This is a genomic window from Bdellovibrionales bacterium (genome assembly GCA_016714165.1).
In the GTDB taxonomy this organism is placed as follows: Bacteria; Bdellovibrionota; Bdellovibrionia; order Bdellovibrionales; family UBA1609; genus JADJVA01.
In genome coordinates, this window is sequence record JADJNU010000001.1 from 2,348,353 (window position 1) to 2,370,636 (window position 22,284).

Genomic DNA, 22,284 nt, shown 5'->3' on the forward strand with positions numbered 1-22,284 from the left:
TCATAAATCGTCCTATACAGTCATATAGATATCACCAAGAGGTTAGTTACATGGGACCAACTCGATGGCGCACCCTTGTTCATCTTTCATTTACTATATTTGGCTTCGCTTCGGCCGAGGTGCATGCCGCACAAATAGTCAGTTTTTACCCCACTGGCTCGGTGAAACAGGTGCAGCAAGCGACGGTCCGTTTTTCTACCGACATGATGGCAATGGGTGATCCGCGCGCCAAGACTGATCCCTTCACCATGACTTGCAATGTGACCACCAAAAAGCAGCCGACTTATGGTCAAAAGACTCCAACGTCTCAAAAGACTCCGACATCTCAAGAGACTCCCAAGTACACCACTCGATGGGCCGATAGTAAAAATTGGGTATTAGATTTTGAAAAGCCACTCAAGGCGGGAATGCGCTGTTCCTTCAAGCTCAGTCCTGAAGCAAAAGATTTGGCTGGCGCGAAACTCGAAGGACTTGACGAGTACGCTTTCTCGACTGCGGGACCCGCGCTCTTAGGAGTTGCCCCGATATATGGGGACATTGAGCCAGACCAATATTTTGTCGCTCTGATAGATGGAGCCATCGATACAAAGTCGGTTGAGTCGAAAGCCTATTTTGAAGTCGAAGGAATGCCTGACAAGGTTGGGGCAAAAGTCATCGAGGGCAAAGATCGCGAAGCCGTCATTGAGGCCGCCATCAAAAACAATTGGCGCTGGAACAATTATCGAAGCCTTCTTGAAAAAAATCCTTCGAAGCCATTTTCTCAAATCAAAGAAATGGATAATTTTATTGTTTTAGCTGGCGCGCGACGCTTTCCCGAACAAGCAAAGGTCGTTCTTCATTGGCCGCAAGGTATTCTTTCCCTAACTGGTCTGCCGGTAGAAGAAGCTCAGAGTTTCAATTTCAAAGTCATCGAGCCGTTTCAAGCAAGATTTTCGTGTGAGAGATCCGTTCCTGATCGCCCATGTAATCCAATTCTTGATATGCGCGTGAACTTCACGAAGCGCCTGCCACTCAAAGCTCTCAAGGGAGCAAAACTTGTGTCCTCGGAAGGCAAAACCTGGATTCCAGTCGAGCTGAGCAAAGGTGATCAAAACAAAAATGTCGATGGAACTCTCATCACGACACCGAAGTCAGGCGTTGGTGTAAAATTGATCAGCGACTTCGAGGACGAGCAAATCGATTCGTTGACATTCAAGGCTCCCTTTCCAGATTCAGCTCAGTTCAAAGTGATTTTGCCGGGCAAGCTCAAGGACGAATTGGGGCGCGCACTTGCGAACCAAAACAAATACCCTCTTGAAGTCGCAACTGATGAATACTTGCCGTTGATAAAGTTCCCTGCATCTTTTGGTATTCTTGAACTCGAAGCTGATCCAGTATTGCCGGTGAGCGTTCGCAATATTGAAAAACAGATGGCTATCCAACAAGTGTCGATCGAAGGCAAATCATTGAATCTTTCGAGTCAGGATAAGATTTCTGAAATCATCACTTGGTACAGGAAAGTTTTGAGGAAAGAGCAGCAATTCGAAAATCGAAATTCTCCACTTTTGGCCGACGGACAGGGCTCTAAGTTCCAAATTCCCAAGCCGCTTGGGGAGCGCGAGTTCGAGCTTGTCGGTATTCCTCTTAAGAAGCCGGGCTTTTATGTGATTGAAATGGCAAGTCCACGACTCGGCGAGGCGCTGACCGGGACAGCCCTCATGTATGTTACGACGGCTGCACTCGTTACAGATATGGCTGTTCATTTTAAAAAGGGTCGCGAGTCTTCTCTCATCTGGGTGATCCAGTTTTTAAATGCCAAACCTGTTGGTGGCGCAAAGGTTTCGGTCGTTGATATTTCGGGGAAGGAGCTCGCCAAGGGTACAACGGACAGTGACGGCGTTCTGCGTTTAGGTGCAGTAGATGATCCATGCGTTCTGAGCAGTGGCGAGGATGAATCCGAGAGTTATAGTTATGGTGCCTGTGAAGTCTTCGCTTTTGCACAAAAGGGAGATGATGTTTCCTTTTCATCAAGCAGTTGGTCCAAGGGTATAGAGACCTATCGGTTTAACTTGGCGATGGAATATCTTTCCCATCAATGGGGACCGATCGTCGGCCATACGGTCCTTGACCGAATGGCTGCGCAGCCTGGTGAAGCGATTCAAATGAAGCATGTCTTGCGCGAACATCGCGAAACCGGGTTTGCGATGATGCACGAAAAGCATTTGCCCAAGCAAGTTCTTGTTGTTCATCAGGCTAGCAGGAAAACATATACGCTCCCATTTGTATTCGACAAGTCAACAGGAACAGCAATTGGAAAGTTCAATATTCCTAAAGATGCGACACTCGGTCACTATGCAATTTATCTCTCTAACAAGGAGCAACTTCCGCAGAAAGAGACGGAAGAAGATGACCCATTTGATTGGCAAGCTCAAGAAACCGGCCATTTCATTGTGAGTGAGTATCGGTTGCCTCTCATGAAGGCAACCGTGAAAATTCAAGGCCAGCCACTTGTGCGACCAAGCGATATCAAGGCAGACCTCTCCGCTGCTTACCTTTCCGGTGGACCCGCCAAGGGATTGAAGGTCAAATTGCGAGCCAGTATCCAGCCTGGCTCATTTTCTCCTGAGGTTCCTGGCGGATCCGATTACAGCTTCTTCGCCAATCCAATTAAACCAGGTCTTGTAGATTCTGAGGATCAGCAAGCACCAGAAGAAACTTTCCTAAAGGTTCAAGAGCTGACACTCAATGCAGATGGTGGACACTTAGGGAAGGTTTCTGATCTTCCTTCTATAACCAAGATCCAACAGCTGTCTTTAGAAATGGAATACACTGATCCAAGTGGTGAGATCAAAACCACAGGCTCTCAGGTCCCTGTATTCCCCGCTGAATACGTAATCGGGTTACGATCTGATAGCTGGTATGCCGAACCCGGCAAAACTAAAGTTATGGGTGTGATTACCAACAACCTCGGCAAGCCACAAAGTAATCGAAACTATGTTGTTGAGGCGTTTCGCACGAATTACATCACCCACCGCAAACGTCTTGTCGGCGGATTCTATTCCTATGACTCAAAAACTGAAGTCACTGCTTTGGGCAAAGTTTGCGACGGCAAAAGCGATGAATTGGGTCGGTTCAACTGTCAACCAATGGGATTGCCTGCCGGAAGTATTACACTTCAGGCAAAAACACTGGATGAAAATGGCCGAGCCACCTACGCTTCGGTTGGCGTGAGCGTCTATGAAGCCGGTGCAGATAGCTGGTGGGTGCCCAGTGATAGTGATCGGATTGATCTATTACCGGAGAAAAACCGTTATGAACCTGGCGATAAGGCGAAGTTAGTCGTTCGCTCCCCATATCCCATTTCGACCGTTCTGGTCACAGTCGAGCGCGAAGGCGTTCTTGATTCTTTCGTAACGGAAGTTCGTCGGGATAGTCCTACGATTGAGATTCCGCTCAAGGGAAACTACGCGCCCAATGTCTTCATTTCGGCCTTAGCCTTACGCGGGCGGGTTGGTGAGCCGAAACCTACGGCCATTCTTGATCTTGCAAGGCCAGCAATGAAAATGGGGATGGTCGAACTCAAGGTGGGCTGGAAAGCTCATGAGCTTTTAGTGACAGTTAAGCCAGATAAAACTAAGTATCGCGCTAGGGAGAAAGCGCAAGTTGGTATCCAAGTGAAAACGGCTTCAGGCGTAAAACTTCCCGCTGGCTCCGAAGTTGCGATTGCGGCAGTCGATGAATCGCTGTTGCGTTTGAAAGAAAATACGAGCTGGCAAATTCTTCGGGAAATGATGGGCCAAAGAGGCCTAGCCGTCTCAACGAGTTCGGGTCAAAACCAAGTTGTTGGTCGCCGTCATTTCGGCTCAAAGGCTAAGCCACCAGGCGGGGGTGGAGGCGTTCTGGCAGCTGATACTCGTGAACTCTTTGAACCCGTTCTCTTATGGGAGCCACGGCTCAGACTCGATTCTTCAGGTGAGGCGAAAATCACAGTGCCACTGAATGATTCGATGACAAGTTTTAGGATAGTTGCTGTTGCAACTGGGGGTGAAGATTTCTTCGGCGACGGAAACGTAACCATTGAGTCCACAAAGGATTTAATCATCTATTCCGGCTTTGCGCCCCTGGTGCGCGAGGGTGATCAAATCAAGAATGCCTTCACCTTGCGGAACACGACGACCAAGTCAATGAAGGTTTCTTTTGAAGTAACAACCAAAGACATTGCCTCTCTTCCAAAAATTTCTCCAGTCGAGTTAAAGGCCAGCGAGGCGAAGACAATTGATCTACCCATCACGGTGCCAACGGGTTTGAAGGAAATCGCATTTCAGATCAAAGCCAAAGACGCAGTCACAGGAAGTGAAGATGCTATGGCCGCAAAAGTTCGCGTTGAGCCTGCTGTCCCCGCACGTGTCCTTCAGGCAACGCTCTTTCAACTCGACAAGACCAATCAGATTCCGGTGAAGCAACCGTCAGACGCGATTCCTGGCAAGGGCGGACTTGGAGTTCACGCAAGAGCAACACTGGTGTCGGGACTCGCAGGCGTGAAGTCTTACATGGACGAATATACCTACGGCTGTCTTGAACAGAGGGTCTCACGCGGCATCGTCCTGGAAGACAAGAGTGAAATAAAACGCTTGATTGAAGCGCTTCCGTCTTACTTCGATAGTTATGGATTGTTAAAATTTTTTCCAGTTTCTCTCTGCGGATCGGCTCAACTCACCCGTTATGTCATGAACATTTTAGATGAGAATGGGTACGAGCTTCCCCAGGCGACGCGAGCGAAGTTGGTCTCAGGCATGACTTCTTACGTTCAAGGACAATATGTTTGCCGTTCCTGGTGGGATGAAATTGTCCGCGATCAATACACGGGTGAAGCCAGGATACTGGTGATGGAAACGATTTCAAGGTACAAAGCCTTTAGACCAAATTTACTTTCTACAGTTCAGATCACACCGAACATTTGGAAAAATGAGACCGTCACAGCTTGGTTCCAACTTCTGAAGCGCCAAGCTGACATTCCAAATAGAGATGGCCAGCTGAAACAAGCAGAAAATATTCTACGTGCAAGAACTAATTTTCAAGGTTCATTGATGAACCTCCAAAATGATTTGGATTGGGAGGGGAAGTGGCGCCTATTCTCTTCTCGCGATCAGGAGGCCATGGGAGTTTTTGGCATTTCTATCGACGAAGGGTCTTGGGGACAAGATGTGGGTCGAATGGCAAGAGGAGTCGTTGCAAGATTGCGATTCGGACATTGGGACACGACTATGGCCAACGCTTGGGGCGTGACTCAACTCCGCCGGTTCAGCGCCAAATTTGAGAAGGAGAAGGTCGCTGGCGAAACTAGGCTCAATGCCAATGACATCAGCGGCCTCTTTAGTTGGCAATCCTCGCCCAAAGGTGAGAAAAAACTTTTAGACTGGCCGAAGGGTTCGGAAAAAAGCGATGTATCGGTTCAGTTCAGCCACTCTGGATCAGGAAGGCCATGGATTTATTTTGAAACTGTTTCGGCTATCCCTTTAAAGGAGCCCTTTGACATGGGTTATAGGATTTCTCGCAAGATTACACCGGTCATGCAATCCACTCCGGGAACATGGAAGGTCGGCGACGTTGCAAATATTGAGTTGACTGTCACGGCTCAGGCCGATCAGCCTTGGGTGGTTGTTCGTGATCCAATTCCCGCTGGAGCTTCTCATTTAGGAACTGGATTGGACGGATCGTCGAACATTCTTGACCGTGCACCAAAGCGAAATGCTCCATCGACGGAAGTCCAAGATTGGCCTAAAGAATATGAAGAAAAATCTCATGCTAACTTCATTTCCTATGCTGCTTATTTGCCGCGCGGGACATACCGCTTGAACTATCGTGTTCGATTAAATTCTGCAGGTGAATTCAAGTTGCCCCCATCAAGAGTGGAAGCGATGTATTCACCGGAGACGTTCGGAGAGGTACCCAATGCGAATTGGAAAGTCTCTCGCTAAGATTTCCATAAGGTATATTGTCGGCATAAGTTCAGCTGTCCTCTTTGTGACTATAGGGCTTTCTTGGATGACGATTCACGTGCGCTCGTTTGAGAGTGTTCGCAAAGGCTACAGGCCTTCGGATGTTTGGGTTGTTGATCGCGATGGCTATCCGCTTGAATCGATTCGCACCCATAACGAAAGGCGCAGTTTAGATTGGGTTGAGTGGTCCGAGATTTCACCAGCCTTTCGGGGGCTTTTGGTTCAAGCAGAAGATCGCCGCTTTTATTCCCATCCTGGAATCGACCCCTTGGCAATTGCAAAAGCAGGTTGGGAAAGAGTGACCGGACGTTCCCAGCGCGGCGCCAGCACGCTGACAATGCAACTCGCTGGTTTACTCAAAGATGGTGCCTTTAACCGTCGACGAAGTGCTTGGCAAAAACTCAATCAAGTCGCTTCAGCTTTGAAACTCAATTCTCAATGGACCAAGGTGCAAGTTCTTGAAGCTTACATCAACCTTGTTTCGTTCCGTGGAGAACTCGTCGGGTTAAGAGCAGCAAGCCTTGGCTATTTCGGTAAGAATCCTTCTGGCCTCATTCAAGAAGAGGCCGCACTTCTTATTGCACTCCTGCGCTCGCCAAATGCGGAACCCGAATTAGTCGCAAAGCGAGCTTGCCTCATTCTCAAGATGAACGATTGTCAGTCGATTCAGACTCTTTCGCAGCATATACTTTCCAAGCCTTACAGTTTGGCTCGAGCACGGGAGCTAATTCCCGTTCTTTCAAAGTATTTTACGGCAGATCGCACCAACTCAAGTGTCATTCAAACTTCACTCGACTATCGGACTCAGAAGTTGGCATTAAATGCCATGCGAGAACAGTTGCGTACATTGAAAAATCAAAATGTGAATGATGGAGCTGTGCTTATTTTAGAAACGCAGTCGGGTCGAGTGGCTGCTTATGCCGCCAATGCCGGTGTCGGACTTGCTTCTGCTGAGCAAATTGATGGAATTCAAACGCGACGGCAGGCGGGATCGACGATCAAACCCTTTGTTTATGCAACGGCTTTCGATTGGCAATTTCTGAGCGCTACCTCACTTCTGGAAGATTCTCCGGCCGACATTTCCGTTTCTCAAGGGCGCGTCTACCATCCCAAGAACTACGACCAAATCTTTCGTGGGCTGGTTAGCGTTGGTGATGCGCTGGGATCAAGCGTGAATGTTCCAGCTGTAAGAGCCCTACAGATGGTGGGAGAAACTCGGGTATTGGATCGACTGCGATCATTGGGATTTGAACAGTTACAGGACGATGAGTACTACGGTCCAAGCCTTGCCTTGGGTGCAATTGACGTGACACTTTGGGAATTGACTCAGGCTTACCGCCGGTTCGCGGTTGAAGATTCAACATTTTCGAGATCAACTCGGCTTTCAATTTTTAATATTCTCGCATCTCCGGAGCACCGTCGCTTTACATTCGGAACGGACAGCTTGCTTAGTCTTCCGTTCTCAGCGGCAGTTAAGACAGGAACAAGTAAAGACATGCGCGACAACTGGTGCATCGGATGGAGTTCGCAATATACGATCGGAGTTTGGGTCGGCAATTTCAACGGAGAGCCAATGTGGAATGTGAGCGGCATGACTGGCGCTGCGCCGATTTGGCGCAGCCTCATGTTGGCTTTACATCCCAACCCCAAAGGCTCACTTACCAAGTACGAGCCGCCAGGAGTTCCGCTTCCTCGTCGAACAATCAGTCGTATTCGATATCCAGCACCTGACATGTTGGTTGGCCTTGATCCCGACATTCCATCGCCCCTGCAAAAATTGCCTATCGAAATAGAAAACCCCCAGCGTGGACACAAACTATTTTTGAACCATCGCCTGTTGAGCAAAGCGCAGGAAACAACACTATGGCCACTGCAAAGAGGAAAATACCTTGTTGAGTTGAAAGCTTCCTCTGGCGATCTGGTTGATTCATTGAAATTTGAGGTGCGCTAAATACAGTCACTGCAATCGGCTCAAGTCTCTTCTTCTCTTTTGATTTTAAGTTTTGTTTCGATAGCTCTTTTCGCCGCCTCAAAGTCGTCAGGTGTAATTGCTGACTTGATGAAATGCCCCGTATCAATGATAAGCATCTGGTCTTTGTCAGCTCGCCAATCGCTATTAAACCAGTAAGGCAATAAACCCATTCCCCATAACCGATATTTCCCATTCAAAATCGTCATTTTTTGGCTTGATATAGATTTGACTTGATTCCAAGGAATGATTTTTGCTTGGCCAAGCGGAAAATAATAAGTATTGATCGTTATGTCCTGATCAGTAATCAGGATAGATTTATCTTTGTATAAAATTTCCATTCAACCGCCTCTGTGTCTCTACCAAATTTTCAATTGCTTTACTCATATTTAATCCTTATTTAATCTTCTCAAATCTGTCGGGTTTTCATCAAAAACTCAAGTTCTGAGTAGAGCCGTAGTGATAACTGCACTAGGTTATGAAACATTCGCTCAGTAACTTCATCTTCAGTGGTAGATGTGCTTGGGGGAATTTCAGAATGGGTATTATTGGCGCCTTCAATATCGCACTAAGCTAGGGTCTTTTACGGCATCAAGGCATAGATACAGACGGTTAAGCCCCAATTGTTCAATCGGCGGCGACCGATGCGCGAGCCCTTTGCCTTCAAACCAGCGATCACCCCGCATCAAGAGAATGTCTTTTGTGTTCGCTCGCTTTACCTTATCATAATTCAAAACGATCTTTGAGTTACAACCCTTTCCTAAACCATCGCGATTAAGATTGTCATCCGAAACATATTCGGTTCCTGGCCCGTTAAGGGTTTGAAAGAGTCGAACAGTCACGTAGTCCGTATGAAAAAGCGGGCATTGGTCATGAGAAATTTGCGAAAATCGCAGTTTTGCGTAGCGCACATCAAATGCCTGACAAAACCTTTTCGTCATTGTCTCAACGTATTCGCTCCAAAAATTCAATTTCGCACCGAATCTTTTCGGAAGGGCTCTGACGAACCTGCGGAAGCTTGCTGGATTTTGCGAATCAAGAAGGATCGTGATTTCAAAATCACGCCCCCCTTCAACTGAAGGCAAAAGAAAGAAACTGCCATCAATCAAAAATAAATTCGTATTAGGATTATCTAAAACCTTCTTCGCGCGCGATAGTGGAGCGAGCTGCTGTTCGAGTAGACGGCTTCTTTCTTTAACAACCGGACAAACAATCGCTAGACTCATGCGGGCATCCCCTTCAAATCAAATTCAGGCAGTGGATCAGGAAACTTCTGCCATTTCTTTTTTCCCATTTTTTCTTCTTGTGGCGTCAAAAGTGCTTCATCGAGGGCTTTAGATATTGCATCACGATTGAGATCGGTTCCAATGAAGACGATTTCCTGGCGACGATCTCCGTACTGTTTGTCCCAGATTTTACGGATTTCATTTTTGGCAGACTCTTCTTTCGGCCAGAATCGCTCGCCGACCGTACACCACCAATATCCAATTCCCGAGAATGAACTACTCGAACCCGCGAGCTGATAAAGGCCGACAGCATCGGGACGCGTGGCAAGCCAGAAATATCCTTTCGCACGTAGCACGCCGGAAGGGGCTTTTTCAAGGAACCTAGAAAACCGTTCAGGATGGAAAGGTCTACGAGCGCGATAAACAAAGCTATTGATGCCATACTCATCTTTTTCCGACACTTCTTCGCCCCGCATAACTTTCATCCATCCCGATGAAGACTGCGCATCGGCAAGATTGAAAAGCCCCGTATTCAAAATTTCTTTCAATGGCACTTCTCCAAACTGGGCGTCCACAATTTTTGCTCGGGAATTAAGAGCTTTGACGGCACCTTTGAGTTTTTCTTTTTGTTCCTCCGATACTTGGTCAAGTTTATTGAGGACAATCACGTCCGCGAATTCCACTTGCTCAACTAACAAATCGGCAATTGTGCGTTCATCTTCTTCGTTGAGTTCCATTCCGACAGCCTTTAAGTCCTTAGCCTCGGCGACCTGCTTTAAGAAGTCCGGTGCACTGACGACCGTGACCATCGTATCGAGTTTCGATACTTTAGACAGGCTTTCGCCGTGTTCGTCCGTGAACTCAAAAGTCTCAGCAACCGGCAGCGGCTCGGAAATTCCCGTGGACTCGATGAGCAAGTAATCAAATTTTCCCTCTTTGGCGAGGTTCGAGACTTCTTTGAGAAGATCTTCCCTGAGCGTACAGCAGATGCAGCCATTGCTCATTTCAACCATCTTTTCTTCGGTTCGCGACAATGCAACGTCTCCGTTCTTAACGATTCCTGCGTCAATATTGACCTCCGACATGTCGTTGACGATGACTGCGACCTTCAAACCTTCACGATTATTTAGGACGTGACTGAGAACTGTGGTTTTCCCAGCTCCCAAAAACCCCGACAAGACCGTGACCGGCAACTTCCGCTGTGCCTGCACGGATGCGTTCTTTTGGATCATTTGTTCCTCTCCTTGGATGCAACTATGTTGCATCTATATCATGGTTAAAAAAGGGGACGCAAAAACCCGCTTCGAGTCCCGTTTATATTTCATGTTTCTTAATGTTGAGTGTTGCCGACCACTTGCTGTTCCAGGTCTTCCATGAGACGCCAGGCCGGCAGAGGATCTTTAAATCTCTTCCACATGGGCACGCCGCCTCTATCTTCTTCATCTGTCACGAGGCACGCGTTTAACTTTTCAGTGGCCGTTGCTTCATCTAGATCCTGCCCGATAAAAACAAGTTCTTGTCCGCGGTCCCCGTAAACTTTATCCCAGTCTCGTTGAAGAATATCAATCTCGTCCTGATCGGTAGGCCACTCGTCTTTCGGAGAAGCCGCGTACCATCGTCCCGCGCACTCAAGAGAGACAACTTGCCCAGCCTGGGACCACAATCCGATAAAATCAGGCCGGTTGGCGATCCAGAAAAGGCCTTTCACACGCAAATACTTTTTCCCCTCGGTATGGAGGAAGTTCCAGAGGCGCTCAGGATGAAACGGTTTTCTGGCGCGGAAAACGAAGCTGCTAACTCCATATTCTTCGGTTTCCGGCTTTTCTTCTCCACGCAGAACAGCCATCCAACCGGGAGCTTGTTGGGCCTTTTCAAAATTGAAAAGCTTCGTGTTCAGAATCGACTTCAAAGGAATTTTCGATTTAGTGGATTCGACAATTCGCGCTGATGAGTTGAGTGACGTTAAAATCGCTTTCAAGGTTTCCTTTTCCTCCTCAGAGATCAGATCGACTTTATTAAGCAGAATCACATCGGCGAATTCCACTTGGTCGATCAGAAGATCGGTGATAGTTCTTTCGTCCTCTTCGCCAGCTTCAAGCTTGCGCGACTTGAGGCTCTTTGATGACTTGTAATCCTTCAAGAAATTTTTGGCGTCAACGACCGTGACCATCGTGTCCAAGCGTGCAATATCCGATAGACTTTTGCCGCCTTCTTCGGTGAACGTGAAAGTTTCCGCAACGGGCATAGGTTCTGAAATTCCCGTTGATTCGATGAGCAAGTAATCAAACTTTCCTTCCTTCGCGAGCCTTGAAACCTCGTTCAGTAAATCTTCTCGAAGGGTGCAGCAGATGCAACCGTTGCTCATTTCAACCAGCTTTTCTTCGGTGCGCGAAAGTGCTGCGCCACCTTTTTTCACGAGCTTTTCGTCAATGTTCACTTCCGACATGTCATTCACGATGACCGCAACTTTTAGTCCATCACGGTTGTGTAAGACATGATTCAGCAGAGTGGTTTTCCCGGCTCCGAGAAATCCAGATAGTACGGTAACGGGAAGTCTTTGGTTCATATTTACCTCCGGGAAGATTCTCATTTTTGATCTGTAGAAATAAGTTTTTCAAAGTCATCGCACTTTAGAATTCCGACCATTTGCTTCTGCGCAATCCGCGTGGTGGGCGTTGCATAAACCGATTTTGCGACTTTCTGATCCTTCACCATGTAAAGCGATAGCCCACTGGGAATCCTCCGTGACATCTCTTTGGTTTGAGCCGGAGTGCTGACGGAAACGATTTGGAGTTTTTCTTTGACCGATTCCTTGCAGGTCGCGAGGTCTTGGATATATTGATGGCAAACCGGACAACCTCTCTCGATGTAAACGAGGGCTTTGCCTTGGCCGAGAAGGTCCTCGGTTTTTGTTTGGCTTCCATCTTTGAAATCAATCAGGGTTTCCCCAAGGCACGGATAAATGCTGAAGAGGATCAAAAGACCAGGCAAAAAGCCTTTTAGAAGATGAGCAAATCTCTGCGGCATGGTCTTTTATATGAGATAAGAGTTGTAAATGCAACATAGTTGCAATAAAAGGTCGGGAACCCAGGAGGTCTATAATGGTAAAACAGGTTTTAGGTGTGATTCTATTGGCTTGCTCGTTGGTTGGAAATGCTGCGTTAGCGCACGACCACGATGAATTTCCAGAAGGCACGCTTTTGGCGCTTGAAGGTAACGACGCCATCAGCAAACAAGAGTGCCTACTTTTTGTGACTGATGTCGGATTTACAGGTGAAGAGCAAACTCCCGATCAATGGTACGCAACAGTTCAGACTAGCTACAGTCATGGCGGCGCAACTGCGGCCCCTTTCACGGTAAAACTTCACCCAACAAAACCCGGTGTTGTCTTGGGCACCGGCGCAAATGGACAAGACAAGATTGCCATCTTCCTAGATCCTCAAAATCTTGATTTGAGAAACGCAAAATCCTTCAACCTTAAGTGGCTCCATGTGGATCACTTTCACACCAATCGCTGCGTCAACATGCAAGTACATGAGGACTAATTCACTCAAGTGATAAAGAACAAAAACTTAAGTCCGCAGCACTCTTCATCTCTGAAGCGCAAGCTCCTCACACGGGGACTTGCGCTTTTATTCGCTCAACTCTGTGTCGTTTCCATCGGAAAGGCTGAAGAGCAAAACTCGCAGCTTTCAGAAATCGTCGTTTCTGGTCAATCCGAAAATGACCTTCGGATCAAAAAAGAAGAGATCAATCGCGTTGAGGTCCTAAAGCCGAAAGATATTCGTAAGAAACAGGCACAAACCTTCGCGCAGGCGATCAGCAATGAGCGCGGTGTTGAAACTCAAACTGCCTGCGCATTCTGTGGGGCGAAAAGAGTTACGATCAATGGGATGAAGGGCGAGCACACGACAATTCTCGTCGATGGTTTGCCTTTGCATTCGACTGTTTCCAGTTTTTACGGCGTTGAAGCGATCCCTTTGGGTGGCATTGATTCGATAGATATTTATCGAGGTACAGGTGCCGCATTGACAGCTCCCGAATCTATCGGTGGTGCGGTCAATATCGTCACTAAAGAAATCGTCACGGACAGCGCTGAAGGCAATATTTCTTACGCCAACGACGGTCAGAAGAACTTTTCTGTTTTGGGAACCAAAAAGCTCGGAGAAAAAACCGGCTTTCTGCTTGGCGTGCAATATGGAGAAATACTTCCCATCGACATCGACCACAACAATGTCTCCGAACTCCCCAGTCAAAAAACTCAAACCGTTGTTTCCAAAGTCACTCACAAAATAAACAGCACGGACGAAGTGAGTCTTCGATTCAGTTACGGAAAGTTGACAAGTATTGGCGGCTCGATGAATGAGCTCGAACTTTCGGAGCCACCATCGATCCTTGCAACCTCAGATGATTTCGTCGATCGCGACGTCCGCAGGAAATTTATCGGTGCCGAAAACAAGATCACAGAGAACGTGACACTTGATCGCAACGAGCTGGCTTCGATTTATCGCAAACAGATCAATGAAAATTCGAGCTTGAAGTTGAGCCTTGGCGGGGCCTCGCAGCTTCAGAACTCCATCTATTCCCACGGTTACGACTACGATAACGACGATAAGCTTTGGGTTGGGCTCTTGGAATACCAAAGAACTGCGAGCGAAAACCATCTTCTCACCTTCGGGGTAGATACTAAGAATCAAGAAATGGATTCTTCGTCAAAAAACTTTTCGATCAGCGTGGCCTCAAACAAGACGACCTCAGCTTTTCGTCCAAAGGTGTCTTTGCTCAAGACACTTGGTTCATCAATGATGCGAACGAAGTGTCTGTTGCTTTTAGGTTCGATAACATTAAGACCCACTGGAAGGATCTCGACAAAACCTTGGATAAGTCGGTCATCGCACCCCGTGCGATGTATAAGCACATTCATAACTCTATCCTGACTTCTCGCGTGTCGGCGGGCTTGGGGTATCGGTCGCCCCTGACACTTTTTGAAAGTCAGCACGGCACTGCGCACGACGGATTTATCGTTGATGTTGATAAACTTGAAACGGCGCAAAGCTTTGTCTACTCCTTGGCTGGCCAAAGACAGGATGACTTTTTTGAGTTTAGCACCCACCAGACCCGCATCGAAAATATGGCTTACGGTCTTGATCGAGTTGACCAAGGCCTTCCGACACTATTCAGAAATTCGGATGATCCTTACACGATTTCAGTCTTTGATCTCAGCTATGGACGACGGATCACACACAATTGGACGCTTGAGGGTTTGGCCGAATTTTTCAATTATCCTTCGGACTATAAAGCGAAACTCCCCATTGCAGCGATTGAAAAGCGATTTTCTCTGACCTCAAATGTTGAATGGGGAAAATGGACATCTTCTCAAAAAGTGATTGTGATTGGCGAGCGGGACCTCTCGGCTTACGGCAATTACGACAAGCATTACAACCTGGCCTATACCGATCAAAATCCCGATCAAGATCCGTCAAGTTCCACGTTCGGTGAGACCTTTAAGTCCGACCAGAAATGGCAGAAAGCTCCGACTTATTTTACCGTGGATTTGAATTTTGAGCGGGAGTTGAGCGAGAATTTTTCTGCTGGACTTGCGGTTCTGAATGTTTTTGATTACACGCAAACCATTGCTGGTGACAGCCCGACAACCTGGCATATTCACGGTGATCACTATCACCTCGACAATTTCCATATCTGGGGTCCTTTGCGTGGGCGACAGTTTTTCGTGTCGTTGCGAGGTAACTTCTGATGTTGAAGTGGCGAAAGGCGCAAGAAAGTCGAAAAGGGTTGACAGCATTCTTCATGAGTTTCTCGCTTCATACGCTGCTAGCCGTCGCGCTTTATTTCTCAGATGCGATGACCAAGAAAAAAACAGAGGAGATTTCAATTGATGTCGTCACGCTGCATGACTATAAACCAGACTCAAAAAATACGGCCTTAGTGCCGCAGCAAAAGAGAAGAAAAGAATCGACAAAAAGTGTTGTCTCTGTGGACGAGTCGTCAATTACAGGTTCCAAGAAAATGGAAAGTTCCGAGGAACTCTTAAAACCTGATGTTGCCATTGGAGAATCAGATATTGAATCCAGTCTCCGTGGGCGTGCTCCAGTCAATGAAACGGAAAGATACTTAGCTGAGATCCGTGACCAAATTGCAAGGCAGCAAACCTATCCAGCTTCCTCCAGGGCCTTTCGAGAGGAAGGAACCGTCAAAGTTCGTTTGACCCTTAATCGCAGCGGGTCCGTCGTTAAAATTGAGTTGATCGAGTCGAGCCCTTACAAGCGGCTCAATGATGCCGCCATGAGAGCCGCCACGAAAGCATCGCCATTTAAGCCTTTCCCTGATGAAACCAAATTTGAAACTTGGAAAATCACTCTGCCAGTCAGGTTCATTCTTGCTCAGAATTAACCATTGCTGACTGATGGTGTGCACGATGTGCAAACACCTCGAAGAAAAATTGGTTGCTTCTTCCCGAAGAACCGAAAGTTTCCAAGCGCTGACATGAAGTTGCTGATGCGATCGTGGTCTTTGACTTCTTGGTGCTTGTGACACTTTTGACAGAACAAAAGAAGGTGGGCGTGCTCCTCACATTCATGTGAGCAGAACACATAGTTATTGGAATCAACTTCGTGAAGGACACCCGCGTCTTTCAGGTGGGCAAGATTCCGGTAAATTGAAACCCGATCAACCACGCTCAAATCTTTAGAGATGATCTCGATCAATTCTGCCTGAGTGAGTGAGGTTTTTGCTTCCGCAAAAGCAAGAAGGATACTCCGACGCAACGGCGTCTTTTTTAGAGAATGGGTTTCGAGAACGTGATCAATCCGGGCAAGCTCCCTTTGCCGTGCTGTCGTGCTGGCCATATCTTCTGCTCCTTGATCGAACATGTGCCCAAGAATACCGGAATGTGTTGCCAGTTGCAACAAAGTTGCATTAAAATGGCTGACTATGCTGAGAAGAAACCCAAATGGGGACACCCCTCAAATTGATCCCAGTGCATTTGTCGATCCAACTGCCATTATATGCGGAAAAGTCATCATCCGGGAAAAGGTATTTATTGGACCCTACGCGGTGATTCGTGCGGATGAGACGGATTCGAAGGGCCGCATTGAACCCATTGAAATTGGGGCTTTTTCCAACATCCAAGACGGCGTTGTGATGCACTCGAAAGGAGGAGCTGCTGTCAAGATCGGCGAATACACATCCATTGCCCACCGAGCGATTGTCCACGGACCTTGTGAAGTGGGAAAGCGAGTCTTCATTGGTTTTAACAGCGTTCTCTTCAACTGCAAAGTGGGCGATGGTTGTGTTGTCCGTCACAATGCCGTCATCGACGGCTGCGATCTCCCCGCAGGTTTCTATGTGCCATCGACAGAAAAGATCGGGCCCAAAACAAATCTCGATCTTGTTCCTAAGGTGACAGCGCAAGCAACGGAGTTTTCAGAAAGTGTGATCCGAACGAATAACGGATTCGTGGAGTCTTATAAAACTCTGGAAGAAGAGTTCAGGAAAAACTCGATCACGTAGCGGTCGCGTCCATCAGGCAATCGCCTTGGGGGCTTTTTCAGCGAACGCTTTTCCAAAACGAATCCCAAAAACACACTGAGCGAAGGACTGACGTTTTCTTCTCTCCAGAAAACCGACACCGGCAGAAAAAGATTTTTAACGGGAACGAATATTGATTCCCACTGAAGGCCCCTTGCTTTAGCCTATGTTTCCAAAGGAATTTCACCCCTTGCAGCGTTCTCGCGCTGGATCTGCGCGTGCGCCGCTTCAAGGTCAAAACCTTTAGCCGACATTTTCAGAAGCTCCGCAAAGAACGGCTTGAATGCGTCGTTTTGAGCAATCACGACGAAACGATTCACAATCTCGTCGCTGACATCAAAATCTAATTTGTCGATGGAAAGCATGTGACGCACGACTTGAATCAGCGTGAGTTTGTCCTCTCCTTCGATGCGGATCACACCTTTCATCCGATAGATCTCATGTCCGAATATGCCCAAGAACATCTGGAGTACGGCCTGAAAACGATCCGTATCAATCTGTCCCTTCAGCTCAAACACCTCGCTAAAAACTTGGGTGTGCGGGTGATGGTGTTCCTGCTTTCTTGGAGCAAGCATTAAGCTTGGTTTTTCCACCTGCGTGAGTTTCATTGGCTTTTGGGCAAATAATTTTTGTCCGAAAATTTCTGCGACATTCGCTTTCTCTTTCGTGACCTTCACGACACGAGCTCCGGCATTGAGTGAGTGAATCATTGTCTCGACGGCTTCCAATTGCGTCGGACTTACAAGATCAACCTTGCTCATAACGATGAGGTCAGCAAAAGCGATTTGCGACTGAAATTCTGGATTCTTCTCCGCGAAGTTCTGCTCAAAAAGATTCGTGTCTACCACGGTAACGATAGAGTCGAGCGAGACAAGTTTCCGAAGGCGTGGTTCACTGAGAAGAGTTTGCGAAATGGGGAATGGATCGGCAAGGCCGGTTGTCTCGATCACTATTTCATCAAAGAGATCACGTCGGGTGTTGAGTTGCAGAATTGCCTCGATCAAGTCTTTTCTGATCGAACAGCAAATGCAGCCGTTTTGGACGATGATGATTTCTTCTTCCACACGGTCAATCAGCTCGTGATCGAGTCCAAGTGCGCCGTACTCGTTCTCAATCACTGCGATACGTTTCCCGTGCATATCTTTCAAAATTTTCTGAAGCAGCGTCGTTTTACCCGAGCCGAGGAATCCGGTAATGACCGTGATTGGGATTTTATTAATTTGTTGGTCCATGCAACCTCCTGATTTATTTTTCAGCCATCTTTGAAGCGTCCGCAGTGAGATAAGATATTTGATCCTGTAACTGTCTGAACGCGGCCATATTTCGCTTTAAGCTATCGGTCTTCAACTCAATGGTGAGCACCGGCACGTTTCGCTCAATCCACACATATCGGCCAAGGCTCCCAGGGAATGTACCCACAGACTGCCAAGGAAGAGTGGAAAATTTGGCCCTCTTAGATTTCGGGCCGTCATAGTCAAGAAGACCGTAAGGAGTATGAATCGAAACGATAACGTCTGGCTTAAAGTCTTCAATTTGTTTGATTGCGCACTTTGTTTCCGGCTCACTACCGCCGGCATTTCCAGGAAAACGACGCGGGTTTTTTCCCGTCTTTGCTTCCCATTCCTTCAGAGCAAGCTCTTCCCAATCCTTCGTCGGAAAGTTGCGATTGAGGTCGATGTTGTTTTGGTTGGTGCGAGTATTGAGTGCTCCGCCGTCAGGATTTAAGCGAGGAACTATTCGCCAAGTATTTTTAACCGGAATAGAAAGCACGCGTTCGATCCAGATCAATGAGAGCTCGCCAGCCTCCGGCTCATCCCCATGAATCTGACCAAATACCAAAATTCGTTTGCCCTTGTGATTGTCAGTCTGCTTTTCCATGTGGGTGATCGACTTGCCAGTTACACTCGCGCATTCGGCAAGCTCCTGCATGGGTGCGCAGACTTCTTTGATTTTGGATTGGCTTAGATACGGTGACTTTGAAAATTCAGCGACGCATTTCTCTGAAGGGGTTTGCGCAAAGGCATTCGTCGCGACAAAAACGATGCAGCTCGGCAGCAGGAAATAGTATTTGCTGATGATCTCTTTCACGCACTGATCCCCCTGGCTGCTAGAGGAAGTCGGCAGCCGAAACCCCAGAAGACGAAGAAAAATTCTTAGCAGCGGGTCTAACAGCATATAAATACAACAAACTAGACACAAGTGCAACGATGTTGCATCTGTGTAAGATCCGGAATTGAAAGCGCTTTTGGGCTAGAGTTTGGGAAATCCAGCTAACGGCACGCAATTTTGGCTAAAAACTAGACAAGTGGGCGAAATACCAATTACCATTGAATATAGTTATTTCAATAAGTTATGGGCATGCTGATTGGGTCTAAGAATTGCTTTACTAATGGCAGGCGGTACTTATGGATCTTCATTTTCATAACCAAGAGATCTCAGTGGCAATCTGTTTAGTGATGGGGGCTCTACATGCCCTTGAACCCGGACACGGCAAATCGGCTTTTGTCGCCCATCTCCTGACTGAAAAGAAAAATTACTTTCGCCCGCTGGCCCTAGCCCTCACGACGGCCGTCACACATGCGGCTTCTATTCTCCTCATTTCGCTTTTAGTTCATGGGCTTTTGCACACAGCATTCTCGATTGAGACAGTTTCAGTGTTTCGCTGGATGAATCTCTTAAGCGGTTTGATGTTGGTAGGCCTCGGAACTTACATCTTTTATGGGCTTCGAAAGCCTATGAGCGATGCGATGGGCAAATTCACTGCCGTGCCTATGACAGCTAATAATCATGGAAGAAGTTGTTCTTGTCCGGCGCATCGTCATCAGCCCCGTAGCGAAAAGGTTGAGCGGACTTGGAAGACCCTCGCTATTGGATTTGCAGTCGGCCTGATCCCGTGCCCCTCGGCATTGGCGGCCCTCTCAACGGCATTGGCATCCCATGATCTATCAGCGACGTTGCTTATTATTTCGATGTTCTCACTCGGAATTTTTCTTTCGCTGACTTTTGTCGGCGCGTTCATCGCGAAGTATTCCACTAAGTTCCTCAGCCTTTCGGTAACACAATCGCGCCCACATCTTGCGTCTCATATCCAAATTTTCGTCTTTATTGCGACGGGTTTTTGGCATATTTCGATGTTTCAATCCTAATAGCTACTTCATCGAAGCTAAGATGCTTTCCAAGTTATGTGTGAGCATTTTTTCGACCGTATCACCGGCTCCGCCACGTTCGGAAAGCCCATCCAAATAGAGTTCTGGGCCAACCTTTAAATTTGTTTTCGCGGCCAGGCGTTCCGTGAGCACCTTGTGGTGGCTTGGTTCAGTGAATATCACGTCTATCCTGTAGAGTTTCAATTCTGCAATCAGGTTTGTCAGGTCTGCTGTTTTGAAATCCTCGGAGGTGGATAACCCGATAGGAGCTATTGTTTTGATTTCGTAATCGAGAGCCAAGTAGCCGGCGGCATCATGTGTCGTCAAGATAACGCGTTTGGCAGTGGGTATTTTTGAAAACTCCTTTGTGAACTTGGAGTCGATACTTTGAATTTGATTTACAAAAACGGAGGCCCTTTTTTGAATTCCTGTCGACTGTTTGGGAAAAGCTTTTGATAGTTCCTCGGCCATCACTTGAATATATGAAATCAACTCACGTGGAGAATTCCAAGCGTGTGGATCTATCATCTTTAAACCGTGCTCGCTGATTTGCCGCGGCTGAATGCTTTTTGAGGCGTAGACGACGACTAAATCCTTTGCTGCAGCCTTCACCAGACGGTCCAACCACGGCTCAAAGTGAAGCCCGTTTGCAAAAAGTATCCTTGCTCCACGTACGTGGTTAATGTCCTTCGGACCTGGCTCAAATAAATGTGGATCGATACCGCCTCCGACAAGATTTATCACTCCAATGTCGTCGTCCACCAAGCGCTCGGCGATATTCCCAAGCACGCTGAACGTAGTAACGACCTTCGATTTCGCAAAAGCACCCGATTGAGAAAGTAAGACGAACAAAAATAACCAAAGTTTCATCTTGGACTCCTGACGACAAATCTCCCCAGCGTAAGAATTGAAAGGGAGAATATGAGTGTTGAGGAGAACGTCAGGTTCACTTCATAGCTCAAGATGAAGGCCAGAACCGAAACCAACATCGTCATAAAAATAGAAAATGGAAGTTGTCGTGAGATCGAAGCCGATTTCAATTCAAAAAGAAGCGTTGGCAAAATCAATAGCCCGGTTGTTAGTAGCACGCCGAATACGTTGAATCCCATAATGACCAAAAGGGATGTAATCAGCGTGAAGAGAAAGTTCATCTTGAATTCGCCATAGCGGATGCGCGAAAAATCGGGATCAATCGAAAACAAAATTAGCTTTTTCCAATTGAATGTAATTACGATCCCGAGAACCGATGAAAAAATCGCAGAGCTGAGTAGATCATCTAGGCTGGTCAGAAGAGGGGAGCCAAAGAGTAAATGTGAAAAGTCGATCTTAAGATGCAGTGCTTGGTTCACGATAAGACCTGCCGAAATACCAAGAAGCGAAATCACCACAAGAAAGGAATCACGCTTTTTGGCCGAAAGCCCACCAAGAAACGAAAACAAAACACTTACAACAACACCCCAAACGACAGCGCCGATGCTGATTGACCTTGAGCGGAGACCGAAAAAGAAAATGGCCCCGGCGATTCCAGGAATGAGGGAGTGGCTCAAAGAATCCGAAAAAAGTCCCAGGTTTTTATGCACGAGCAAGTAGCCGATGGGGACGCCGACCATGAGGAAAAGAATAATCTGTGCAAGCGAGAGGTAGAAAAAATCTGTGCGGATGAGATTTAGAATGTCCACTTAAGAAAGCTCCAAGCGCTTGTTTGAAATCGTAAGCCGTTTCGGGTTTAAGCCCGCAAAGTCTTCGATATGGTGACAGATGACGAGAAATACGCATGAAGATGACTGCTTATGAATTTCGTCAGTAAAAACTTTCGCCCACACGGGGTTTAAGTGTGAAAATGGCTCGTCAAATAAATGTATTTTCTTGTGTGAGCAGAGGTGTGCAACAAGAAGGAGTGATTGAAACTCCCCGCTGGACATTTCTCGAATAGATTTTTCTTTCAAATGTCCAAAGGTCAATTCAAATTCCGGCGGCCATTTTTTATCCGGAACATAGAGATCGAAGAAATGTTTCCCCCTTATAGGGATTGATCGATCATAGGCCGACATCGCCGAAATGTGACCAACCTCTGATCGTGTAACCAAATTGCGGTCGATTAAGATTTTACTCAGCTTCTTTATGAATGTGGTTTTGCCAGATCCGTTCGGCCCCAAAAGCAGGTAAAGTCCTTTATCGGAGAACTGAAGATTCTCAGCGACAAATAACATTTCATCACCAGCTTCAACTTTAACGGTTCCAACCTTTAACAAGCATCCCCCCGGAACCACCGAAAGCGCTCTTTGCATAAAGATCGGATCCTTTCATTGGCTGGACTTTAGTAATGCAACATTGTTGCATTTGCAAGATGTTTCGCTAGATTTATGCCGATAGCGGTTAAGACCTCTATAAGACCAGGCCTAGCTAAACCTGACATC

General features: G+C 47.2%; 19 protein-coding genes. 8 read left to right on the plus strand and 11 right to left on the minus strand.

Annotated elements, in window-relative coordinates:
• The first annotated feature begins 50 nt into the window (after positions 1-50).
• Both IPJ71_10720 and pbpC read left to right on the plus strand, forming a co-directional pair.
• Positions 51-5,957, plus strand: coding sequence for a hypothetical protein (locus IPJ71_10720; protein MBK7844151.1), 5,907 nt, complete (start codon positions 51-53; stop codon positions 5,955-5,957).
• A complete protein-coding gene (pbpC, locus tag IPJ71_10725) occupies positions 5,932-7,929 on the plus strand; it encodes a penicillin-binding protein 1C (protein MBK7844152.1) in 1,998 nt (665 codons plus the stop codon). The genes IPJ71_10720 and pbpC overlap by 26 nt, the downstream gene beginning before the upstream one ends.
• 20 nt (positions 7,930-7,949) lie before the next feature.
• On the opposite strand, the gene IPJ71_10730 is transcribed toward pbpC, so the two are convergent.
• The 5 genes from IPJ71_10730 to IPJ71_10750 form a co-directional block, all read right to left on the minus strand.
• Complete coding sequence (locus IPJ71_10730) at positions 7,950-8,288, minus strand: hypothetical protein (protein MBK7844153.1); 339 nt, start codon at positions 8,286-8,288, stop codon at positions 7,950-7,952.
• Positions 8,289-8,504: 216 nt separating this feature from the next.
• Complete coding sequence (locus IPJ71_10735) at positions 8,505-9,173, minus strand: DUF1826 domain-containing protein (GenBank protein MBK7844154.1); 669 nt, start codon at positions 9,171-9,173, stop codon at positions 8,505-8,507.
• Complete coding sequence (locus IPJ71_10740) at positions 9,170-10,405, minus strand: GTP-binding protein (protein MBK7844155.1); 1,236 nt, start codon at positions 10,403-10,405, stop codon at positions 9,170-9,172. The genes IPJ71_10735 and IPJ71_10740 overlap by 4 nt, the downstream gene beginning before the upstream one ends.
• 98 nt (positions 10,406-10,503) lie before the next feature.
• Positions 10,504-11,739 carry a GTP-binding protein gene (locus tag IPJ71_10745; protein MBK7844156.1) on the minus strand — a complete coding sequence of 412 codons (1,236 nt, stop codon included), beginning with the start codon at positions 11,737-11,739 and terminating at the stop codon, positions 10,504-10,506.
• A gap of 20 nt (positions 11,740-11,759) precedes the next feature.
• Positions 11,760-12,200, minus strand: a complete 441-nt coding sequence (locus IPJ71_10750; protein MBK7844157.1) for a hypothetical protein — start codon at positions 12,198-12,200, stop codon at positions 11,760-11,762.
• Positions 12,201-12,274: 74 nt separating this feature from the next.
• On the opposite strand from IPJ71_10750, the gene IPJ71_10755 reads away from it, so the two are divergent.
• Genes IPJ71_10755 through IPJ71_10770 form a run of 4 tightly spaced genes read left to right on the plus strand, consistent with a single transcriptional unit; the run spans position 12,275 to position 15,584 of the window.
• Positions 12,275-12,718, plus strand: a complete 444-nt coding sequence (locus IPJ71_10755) for a hypothetical protein (protein ID MBK7844158.1) — start codon at positions 12,275-12,277, stop codon at positions 12,716-12,718.
• 9 nt (positions 12,719-12,727) lie between these two features.
• Positions 12,728-14,110 (plus strand): TonB-dependent receptor plug domain-containing protein, encoded by a 1,383-nt coding sequence (locus IPJ71_10760; protein ID MBK7844159.1) that lies wholly within the window; start codon positions 12,728-12,730, stop codon positions 14,108-14,110.
• Entirely contained in the window at positions 14,080-14,928 is an 849-nt protein-coding gene (locus IPJ71_10765) for a TonB-dependent receptor (protein MBK7844160.1), read from the plus strand. The genes IPJ71_10760 and IPJ71_10765 overlap by 31 nt, the downstream gene beginning before the upstream one ends.
• Positions 14,928-15,584: an energy transducer TonB gene (locus IPJ71_10770; GenBank protein ID MBK7844161.1), complete on the plus strand. Its 657-nt coding sequence runs from the start codon at positions 14,928-14,930 to the stop codon at positions 15,582-15,584. The genes IPJ71_10765 and IPJ71_10770 overlap by 1 nt, the downstream gene beginning before the upstream one ends.
• On the opposite strand, the gene IPJ71_10775 is transcribed toward IPJ71_10770, so the two are convergent.
• Positions 15,581-16,039, minus strand: a complete 459-nt coding sequence (locus IPJ71_10775; GenBank protein ID MBK7844162.1) for a transcriptional repressor — start codon at positions 16,037-16,039, stop codon at positions 15,581-15,583. The two genes, IPJ71_10770 and IPJ71_10775, sit on opposite strands and share 4 nt — an antisense overlap.
• Before the next feature lie 85 nt (positions 16,040-16,124).
• Here IPJ71_10775 and IPJ71_10780 point away from each other — a divergent pair, with 85 nt between their 5' ends.
• Positions 16,125-16,703 (plus strand): carbonate dehydratase, encoded by a 579-nt coding sequence (locus IPJ71_10780; protein ID MBK7844163.1) that lies wholly within the window; start codon positions 16,125-16,127, stop codon positions 16,701-16,703.
• A 182-nt stretch (positions 16,704-16,885) separates the two neighbouring features.
• Here the strand turns inward: IPJ71_10780 and IPJ71_10785 are convergent, their stop codons facing one another.
• Together IPJ71_10785 and IPJ71_10790 are read right to left on the minus strand one after the other, a co-directional pair.
• On the minus strand, positions 16,886-17,953 hold the full coding sequence (locus IPJ71_10785) for a GTP-binding protein (protein MBK7844164.1): 1,068 nt from the start codon (positions 17,951-17,953) through the stop codon (positions 16,886-16,888).
• Positions 17,954-17,966: 13 nt separating this feature from the next.
• The gene (locus tag IPJ71_10790) at positions 17,967-18,809 is read right to left on the minus strand and encodes a DUF2817 domain-containing protein (protein ID MBK7844165.1); all 843 of its coding nucleotides are present in this window, start codon (positions 18,807-18,809) and stop codon (positions 17,967-17,969) included.
• A 350-nt stretch (positions 18,810-19,159) separates the two neighbouring features.
• On the opposite strand from IPJ71_10790, the gene IPJ71_10795 reads away from it, so the two are divergent.
• On the plus strand, positions 19,160-19,867 hold the full coding sequence (locus tag IPJ71_10795; protein ID MBK7844166.1) for a sulfite exporter TauE/SafE family protein: 708 nt from the start codon (positions 19,160-19,162) through the stop codon (positions 19,865-19,867).
• Positions 19,868-19,870: 3 nt separating this feature from the next.
• Here the strand turns inward: IPJ71_10795 and IPJ71_10800 are convergent, their stop codons facing one another.
• From IPJ71_10800 to IPJ71_10810, 3 genes are read right to left on the minus strand one after another with little or no spacing between them, the layout of a single operon-like run.
• Positions 19,871-20,737 (minus strand): zinc ABC transporter substrate-binding protein, encoded by an 867-nt coding sequence (locus IPJ71_10800; protein MBK7844167.1) that lies wholly within the window; start codon positions 20,735-20,737, stop codon positions 19,871-19,873.
• Complete coding sequence (locus IPJ71_10805) at positions 20,734-21,546, minus strand: metal ABC transporter permease (protein ID MBK7844168.1); 813 nt, start codon at positions 21,544-21,546, stop codon at positions 20,734-20,736. Before IPJ71_10805 ends, IPJ71_10800 begins: the two co-directional genes overlap by 4 nt.
• Positions 21,547-22,155 carry an ATP-binding cassette domain-containing protein gene (locus tag IPJ71_10810; protein MBK7844169.1) on the minus strand — a complete coding sequence of 203 codons (609 nt, stop codon included), beginning with the start codon at positions 22,153-22,155 and terminating at the stop codon, positions 21,547-21,549.
• Positions 22,156-22,284 lie beyond the last annotated feature (129 nt).